Origin of the sequence: Photobacterium sp. (genome assembly GCF_033720175.1) — a bacterium.
GTDB lineage: Bacteria > Pseudomonadota > Gammaproteobacteria > Enterobacterales > Vibrionaceae > Photobacterium.
In genome coordinates this window covers 63631-71799 of the sequence record NZ_JAWWDA010000021.1, presented here as the reverse complement: position 1 = coordinate 71799, position 8169 = coordinate 63631, and the positions used below count along the sequence as shown (strand labels likewise).

6 protein-coding genes and 2 tRNA genes are annotated in these 8169 nt (G+C 43.9%); 4 read left to right on the top strand and 4 right to left on the bottom strand.

All coding sequences use genetic code 11. The annotated features are described in order from the left end of the window. The first annotated feature begins 38 nt into the window (after nucleotides 1–38). The 3 genes from R3289_RS18740 to R3289_RS18730 all read left to right on the top strand — a co-directional run bounded on the left by R3289_RS18740 (nucleotide 39) and on the right by R3289_RS18730 (nucleotide 2254). Nucleotides 39–123, top strand: a tRNA-Tyr gene (locus R3289_RS18740). Between the two features lie 77 nt (nucleotides 124–200). Further along, a tRNA-Tyr gene (locus tag R3289_RS18735) sits at nucleotides 201–285 on the top strand. 208 nt (nucleotides 286–493) lie between these two features. Beyond that, a complete protein-coding gene (locus R3289_RS18730) occupies nucleotides 494–2254 on the top strand; it encodes a response regulator (RefSeq protein ID WP_318927351.1) in 1761 nt (586 codons plus the stop codon). On the opposite strand, the gene R3289_RS18725 is transcribed toward R3289_RS18730, so the two are convergent. From R3289_RS18725 to R3289_RS18710, 4 genes are all read right to left on the bottom strand, one after another. Next, entirely contained in the window at nucleotides 2251–3216 is a 966-nt protein-coding gene (locus tag R3289_RS18725; RefSeq protein ID WP_318927348.1) for a glutathione S-transferase family protein, read from the bottom strand. The genes R3289_RS18730 and R3289_RS18725 overlap by 4 nt on opposite strands. Before the next feature lie 208 nt (nucleotides 3217–3424). Then, nucleotides 3425–4843, bottom strand: a complete 1419-nt coding sequence (locus R3289_RS18720) for a YfcC family protein (RefSeq protein ID WP_318927347.1) — start codon at nucleotides 4841–4843, stop codon at nucleotides 3425–3427. 53 nt (nucleotides 4844–4896) lie between these two features. Then, nucleotides 4897–5970, bottom strand: coding sequence for an alanine/ornithine racemase family PLP-dependent enzyme (locus tag R3289_RS18715; protein ID WP_318927345.1), 1074 nt, complete (start codon nucleotides 5968–5970; stop codon nucleotides 4897–4899). Between the two features lie 222 nt (nucleotides 5971–6192). Then, nucleotides 6193–7134: a LysR family transcriptional regulator gene (locus tag R3289_RS18710; RefSeq protein ID WP_318927344.1), complete on the bottom strand. Its 942-nt coding sequence runs from the start codon at nucleotides 7132–7134 to the stop codon at nucleotides 6193–6195. Nucleotides 7135–7310: 176 nt separating this feature from the next. Between R3289_RS18710 and xthA the strand changes: the two genes are divergently transcribed. Continuing rightward, nucleotides 7311–8117 (top strand): exodeoxyribonuclease III, encoded by an 807-nt coding sequence (gene xthA, locus R3289_RS18705; RefSeq protein ID WP_318927343.1) that lies wholly within the window; start codon nucleotides 7311–7313, stop codon nucleotides 8115–8117. The last annotated feature ends 52 nt before the right edge of the window (nucleotides 8118–8169 follow it).

Here is an 8169-nt window from a genome sequence, read left to right as displayed (position 1 = left end):
TCCGGCCTAAAGAAGCCGAACAATTAGATATACCCCGTGGAGGGGTTCCCGAGTGGCCAAAGGGATCAGACTGTAAATCTGACGGCTCCGCCTTCGAAGGTTCGAATCCTTCCCCCTCCACCATTATTTCGAAAAACGTTCGTTTGTCACAAGCTGCGTTTTTCCGGCCTAAAGAAGCCGAACAATTAGATATACCCCGTGGAGGGGTTCCCGAGTGGCCAAAGGGATCAGACTGTAAATCTGACGGCTCCGCCTTCGAAGGTTCGAATCCTTCCCCCTCCACCATTATTTAAGCCAGTTGCGCAAGCAGCTGGCTTTTTTCGTTTTTCCATCTTCTCGCCACAAAGCACTCATTATTTTCATCCTTTCACCTGAGTCAATTCCCCCCCACAACGACTTTTTCACAACTACAATAAGCAAATATGATTAAAAGGAATTACAATGCAAGTGTAGGCATAACAATCTGGCGCATAAGAAACAGCAAGGATGCATGATGCTGAAAAAAAATGATCACTCAAATCAAAGTCAGTTGATTGAATGGACAAAACTAAAAGTACTGATCGTTGATGATCAGCCGTCGGCTTCGGCACTTCTAAAAGGCCTGCTTGGTAATTTAGACATCCATCTGATTGATATTGCAAATACTTATGAAGATGCTATCCGCTACTGCATGAGTAACCACTACCAATTGCTGCTGATTGATTTTCATTTAGACCACGCTTTAAATGGCAGTGAACTGGCTACATTACTGCGCAAAAAAAAGTTACTGGCTCCTGACTGCGGCATCATCATGATTTCAGGCGATCACTCAATCGAAGTGATCTTAACCACGATGACCATTGATCCTGACTGCTTTATCACCAAACCAATTACCATGGCCGGACTTACCAAAAAAGTCACTCAGGTGTGCATCGACCGCAACCAGCGTCAGTCGATATATCAGGCAATAGAATGCCAGGATATTCCACTAGCCATTCAGTTATGTAAACAGCTACTACGGCTGAACGGCCATAACCATAAAATTGAAGCCTTATTGCTCGATTTACTGATCAGGCAAGGAGAGTGGGATCAGGTTAAGCGCTTAACCCAGCTGCTTCGTTACCAAAATCCGACCCACAAAATCACCATCACGGAAGCACATATTGCATATCACGACGGCAACATTGCCCAGGCTATTGCAATTCTTGAACAATTAATTATGTGCTCTCCCCTGTGTGTGGAAGCCTACGATCACCTGTCCAATTATCAGGAAGAAAATAAACAATATTATGAGGCATTGGAAACGGCTGAACGGGCGTTAAAATTCACCCCGAGCGTTAGCCACCGGGCTCTGCAAGTTGCCCAACTGGCCGCTGATCTCGATAAAACTGATCATTTAATTGAAGCAGGAAAAACTCTGGCGACCCATCTTCCGATTATTGATGTCAGCTGGATCACCTGTTTCGCCGAATTTACCGCCATCTTTGAACAACACTTCTTTGCCCAAACTTCCGATAAAAAACAAAGACAGCTACTTCAACAATTAAAAGCCATTCATCAACGCGCTTACAACCGTTTATTACCCAAACAGCAACCTTTTTTAACCACTTTTGGCCATATTACCCTGGCGAGATTCTCGCTGGCCCAGCAGCAATCACTCAAAGCCAAACGTCGCCTGATGGTCGGGTTATCCCCCTACTTTTATGCCATCTCAAAGCTACCTTCGGTGATTCTGACTGAAGTGCTGCCTCCGCTCATCGTGCTCGGAGAAACTGAGATAATTGCCGAGATTGATAACGCATTAAAACTCAGAGATCGTTTTGACGGCCATAGCCAGAACCGTCTCAACGCACTGCGGCAAAACACGGTATTAATTAATAGCGTAAAAACGTTAGTCAGTGAATTAGCCCTGACCAATGAAGTGCTGAATAACACCATGCTGACCCGTCATACTCAGGATGCCCTGCAACGTTATGATGATATTCTGATCCGGTATCCTTACTGTAGTGAGGCCCATCTTGGACGACTGCAATGCCTGTATCTGCTCAATCAACTCAATGAGGAGAACACTAAACAGAGTATTCAGGCCGTGAGTATCATGCCTCTGCCAGAGAAACTTGAACTATGGCGCACCAGCCTATTTGAACAGATGGCAACCCGATATACTCACCCGCAACAAAAAAATGCGGCCACATCACAACTACTGCGCAATCAGAAATACCAGCTGCTGGCAAGCAGGCACACCGAGAATATCGACGCATACACCGCAGCTTAGTCGCGGTCGTCACGGCCATGAGGGCTTTCTAAATCCAATTGTGGGCCAACAGGAACGATCCCGGTTGGATTAATCATCTGATGGCTGAAATAGTAATGGCGCTTGATATGGTTGAAATCGACCGTTTCAGCAACATCCGCAAACTGATACAGCTCTTTAAGGTGACCCTGAATATTCGGGTAATCAGCGATGCGCTTCAGATTACATTTGAAATGCCCGACGTAGACGGCATCAAAACGTATCAGGGTCGTAAATAAACGCCAATCGGCTTCGGTGATCTGCTCCCCGACGAGATAGCGGCTGGTTGCAAGATGTGCGTCCACTCTATCCAGTGCCGCAAACAAATCGCTGAAAGCGGCTTCATAGGCTTCTTGGCTAGTCGCAAAACCACAGCGATAAACACCATTATTGATAGCCGGATAGATATAGTCATTCCACTCATCAATCTCGGTCTTCAGTGCTTGCGGGTAGTAATCGGCATCGTTTCCGGTCAGATCATTAAACGCCGTATTAAACATACGAATAATTTCTGACGATTCATTGCTGACAATAGTCTGGGTCTGTTTATCCCACAGTACCGGTACAGTAACTCGCCCGGTGTAGTCCGCTTTGGCTTTGGTGTACAACTGATGCAGAAACTGAAAGCCGTATAATGGCTCAGGGGAGGTAAACGTCCAGCCGCTTTCCTGCATATCAGGGCTGACGACCGTTACATCGATATGAGGGACCAGGCCTTTCAACTGACGGAAAATTAAGGTTCGGTGTGCCCAGGGGCAAGCCAGTGAGACATAGAGGTGGTAACGGCCTGATTCAGCTTTAAAGCCCTGCTGCCCTTCCGGTCCCTGATCACCATCTTGCGTCAGCCAATGACGAAAGCCCGCATCTTCACGTACAAAGTTGCCGTCATTAGATTTGGTTTCGTACCAAACATCATGCCATACACCGTTAATTAACTTCCCCATCCCAACATCCTTAATAAATTCTTAACCGTGATTAGAGTATAAGTGGGTTTATCGGCAAGATCGGCGGGAATGGATTGATGGAGATAGTCAAAATTTCTGAATAATACCAGTTTCATTCATTATCTGGGTCGTTAGATAATTAAGGGGATTGATATCATGACGGCAGACTCGCTGCCGTCAGAGGTTAATACCTGGCAGGATGATACGATCAGCCCAGCACGCCAGCGCCAATAGATAACATAAGCGTATTCAGCACAATAAAGAACGCGACCAGCGGACCAATAAATTTCAGCCATGCGATGTATGACACCCGTCCAATAGCCAGGCCGCCCATCAAGACTCCATAGGTTGGCGTCACAAATAACACCGTACCGATACCACACATAAAGGCGGTTACCACAAGTTCCCGTCCGGTATTGGCAAAATCTGCCAGCGGTGCCAGTACCGGCATACTCATGACAGCCAGGCCTGACGTTGATGAAACGACAAAAGCCAACAGCATCTCAATCCAATACACCACATTGATAAACAGGATAGAGCTTTTATCAGCCACCAGCCCTTCGGCATAGTAAAGAATGGTGTCAGTAATATTACCGGCTTCCATAACGACCACGATTCCGCGGGCAACACCGACAATAAGCGCCACGCCGATTAAATCTGCCGCACCGGCAACAAAGGAGTTGATCAAGTCATCTTCACTCAGGCGAGCAATCATCCCACACAGGATCCCCATGAAGATGAACAGCGTACTCATTTCAGCCATCCACCACCCCAGTGAAGAAACACCCCAGATCATGATCACAAAGGTCATAGCAAACAGTGTCAGGACACATTTCTGGGTCGTCGTCAGGTTAACATCATCCTGGTTATCCGTTTTATGGCTCAGGAAGTGATCGATATTTTTCTGCCGCATGTTAGCAACGAGTGACTTCTGCGGGTCCTTCTTTACCATTTTGGCGTAGCGAATTACGTACAGACAGCCAATAACCAACGCAATAATAAGGATACCCAGACGAATACCAAATCCATCCAGGAAGTCAACGCCGCCAGCATTGGACGCAATCACATTACCAAAAGGATTAATGGTAGAGCCCAGTGTACCGATACCGGAGCCGACAAAAATCACCGCGACAGCCACCAGGGCATCAAACCCCGCCGCGATAAAAATCGGGATCAACAACCCATAGAAAGCCAGGGTTTCTTCTGCCATCCCATAGGTCGTCCCGCCAAGGGCAAACAGAGTCATCAGGATCGGGATCATAATGATTTCCCTTCCCTTCAGGCGCATCATAATACGCGTGATCCCCGTATCGATTGCCCCTGTTTTAGTGATCACACCAAGAAAACCACCCACCATCAATACAAACAGACTGACGTCCATCGCCCCGATAATATTGGTAGCGGGATCATAGAAGCCGGATATCGGCGCCATCAGGGTATCGAATGCCCCCTGTGGCGATGCATCAATATGAGCGTAAGAACCCGGCACAGGTACATCCCGGCCTAAACTCTCGTTAAATAACCGTTGATACTGACCCGCCGGTAAAATATGTGTCAGTACCGCGAATGTACCGATCAACATAAACAGGATGGTAAATGCATTTGGAAACTTTCTTATTTTTATCATGTTAATTCCCTCAAAATATTATAGATCGCATCCATAGATGCAAAAATTAATATTTAGTTATTATCGATATAATTCTTATGAACAAATTCTGACGTCATACATTGCAGCACTCCACCGTATGACAGCGAGAAAGATATAATATCACCCACATTATAGGGTTCTTTTGAATCAGAGATATCAAGGATCAAATGATCACTGCTGCCACCGATAATAATAATATCTTCATCATCAGGGGTAATTTCCGATATGTCGATATCTTGCTTTCCTATCGCACAAATTGCTCGTTTCCGGTTCCCTCTGTCAATAAATACGGGCTTATTACCAAAAGCATCCAGAGCGGTAGAATTTACCGGCACTGATGGTTTTTCTTTTATTTCTATCACTTCAACCTGAAGCTTGATTGCCTGTTGTGATGTTTCAGGAATCGGGTCATCATTTAAACCAATTCCCATAATAAGTGAAGCCCCTAAACGCAGTTGATTTATTCTTGCCGGCAATTCTCCTGCTGCAAGAAGAAATAGTGCAGATGAACTTGCTCCTGAAATAACTGAAAAATTAATATTCAGATCTTTTTCAATGTCTTCCGCAATATGGATCAGGTCGTTTTGATTTTTATTGGTCGGTTCAACACCACCGTAGCATGCCAGGTTTGATCCAATACCGGTCAATTTAAGACCCGGTAGTGACAATACCTTACGGGCTAACTGAAACGTGTCTTCCTTATTGAAGCAGCCTTCCCGTAAGTCACCAAGATCATGCATAATGATAATTTCATGTATTTTATTCTCTTCAACGGCCATATCCGATAGCGCTTGAAGCGTATTTTGCTCTGAGTTAAGAGAGATATCAGCATAGCGCACAACTTCCCGGGCTTCGCTAATCGCAGGAAGGCGAAGTAACATTTTTTTTATCGGGATGTTTTTTTGTTTCTTTAAGTTTTCAATGCGAGAGTCGCCAATAATACTGATACCGCCAGCAATCATTGCTCGCGCAACCTCTGGTGCACCACAAGCCAATTTAGTGATCCCGACGGGATCAACTCCCCTTTCCTGACATTGCTGAATTAAGTGACGTGTATTGCTTTCTATTACTTTGAGATTGATGGATAAACACGGGTATTTAGACATAATTAACCCCTGATTAAATCGTGTTTTAAGTAACACCTATTTATATACAGAACGTTAAAAGGTTAAATAGTGACTTTAAAATGTATACATCAGAAAACTACTATGTATGAAAATAAAACGTGGTTAACATGCATAATATTTCAAGAGGTCGTCAGAAAAACGAATACTAAGAGTCAGTCGAAAAGAAAAAAGCCTATTATTAAAACAGGCTTTTGTTACCGTTTAATTTACAGCTTCAGCATCTGATTCTAATTCATTATCTGAGTGCAAACCATGAGCATTAAAAATCTCTTTCACCAAGTTTTTCGCGGCGATGGTAAGCGTATTTTTATGATTCAATGTCAGGTAAAAGTCCGTGTAATATTCCAGTTCTTCGGGGGCGGGTATTTTTACCATTTCCCCTCTGTTACTCCAAATTTCGGCGTAGTGATCTGGTAAATAACCAATAAAGTGACCAGATAAAATTAAGTGAGCCGTTGCTTCCATATTAGTCGTATTGGCTGTTTTAACGACGTCATCTCTATGGCTTAGCGGTGTTATATTATGTGATACACCACGCTCTACAACAGGATTGGATGCAATATCATCTATTTTAATATTTCCTTGTAATAATATCGGATGAGATGGCAGACAATATAATGATTGATGTTCATTAAAAAGATAGCTGTATTCTAATCCTGCTTTATTAATTTCTGATGATGTTATACCAATATCAACCTTATTATCTAACAACAACATTTCGATATTATATGAGTCAGAAACAATCGTCTCGATATTAACGTGGGGGTGATGACTACAGAAATTTCTTATCGCTGATTGTATACGACATGTAGGGTTGGTTGCTAAATTATCCGTTAATGCTATTTTTATATTGCCCCTGGTAATATTTTTTATATTATCAATCTGCTGATTGAACATTTCCATTTGCTCAAACAGTTTCTTACTAACCTCATAGACTTTAACCCCCTCAGCAGTAAGTTTAAAACCACCTCGACCACGTTGACATAACTTCATGCCTAATCGTATTTCTAAGTCTCCCATTTTTGTACTGATTGTTGATTGATGCATATTTAACTTAAACTGCGCTGATGAAAAACCTCCGCTTTCAACAATAATAATAAAAAGCCTAAGTAAACGAATATCCAGATTATTAATTTTATTCATAATAGTATAGTTATATTTTATTGAACATATCTCACAATCGAGTATAAATTAACTGAACCATAAAAAATGAGACCAACCCGTGACAATACCATTACTCTTTTGTTCCCCCGGTAACTTGGGTATATGTTAGTATCCGACTATCACCGTTAACGACTGATATTAATTGGAATAATAAAATGAAAGTCATTTCCTTCAACATCAACGGCCTTCGTGCTCGCCTTCATCAGCTGCAAGCCCTTATCGATAAGCATCAGCCGGATGTGATCGGCTTGCAAGAAATCAAAGTTCACGATGAAGCCTTTCCCCTCGCTGATGTCGAAGCGATGGGTTACAAGGTTTATCACCACGGTCAGAAAGCTCACTACGGGGTTGCCTTATTATGCAAGCAACAACCCGTTGAGGTGCAAAAAGGCTTCCCGACGGATGATGAGGATGCCCAGCGCCGCATGATCATGGCGACCTTCGAGCAGGAGGATGGTAAAAAAGTCACCGTGTTAAACGGCTATTTCCCGCAGGGTGACAATATCAGCCATGAAACCAAGTTCCCGGCAAAAGAAAAATTCTATGCCGACTTGATGAATTACCTCAATACCCACCATACGAATGAAGATGAATTAGTGGTAATGGGTGACATCAATATCAGCCCTATCGATCTCGATATTGGTATCGGCCCGGTTAATGCCAAGCGCTGGCTGAAAACCGGTAAATGCTCATTCCAGCCGATTGAACGTGAATGGCTGAAAACTCTGCTCGACTGGGGGTTTGTTGATACCTTCCGACAGCTGCACCCTGATGTAGATGATCAGTTCTCGTGGTTTGATTACCGCTCAAAAGGGTTTGTCGATAACCGCGGCCTGCGTATTGATGTGGTACTGGCCACCCCTTCGCTGGCAGAGCGCTGCATTGAAGCGGGCATCGATTATGAGTTGCGAGGCATTGAGAAGCCGTCTGATCATGCGCCAATTTGGTCTAGCTTTAAGTAAGGAACGAGGTACTAGATTCGAGGTGCGAGATGCGAGATGCGAGATGCGAGAT

Excerpts from the sequence above, each read along its gene's own strand:
- R3289_RS18720 (WP_318927347.1), bottom strand. The coding sequence starts at position 4,843 with ATGATAAAAATAAGAAAGTTTCCAAATGCATTTACCATCCTGTTTATG.
- R3289_RS18715 (WP_318927345.1), bottom strand. The coding sequence starts at position 5,970 with ATGTCTAAATACCCGTGTTTATCCATCAATCTCAAAGTAATAGAAAGC.
- R3289_RS18725 (WP_318927348.1), bottom strand. The coding sequence starts at position 3,216 with ATGGGGAAGTTAATTAACGGTGTATGGCATGATGTTTGGTACGAAACC.
- R3289_RS18710 (WP_318927344.1), bottom strand. The coding sequence starts at position 7,134 with ATGAATAAAATTAATAATCTGGATATTCGTTTACTTAGGCTTTTTATT.
- R3289_RS18730 (WP_318927351.1), top strand. The coding sequence starts at position 494 with ATGCTGAAAAAAAATGATCACTCAAATCAAAGTCAGTTGATTGAATGG.
- xthA (WP_318927343.1), top strand. The coding sequence starts at position 7,311 with ATGAAAGTCATTTCCTTCAACATCAACGGCCTTCGTGCTCGCCTTCAT.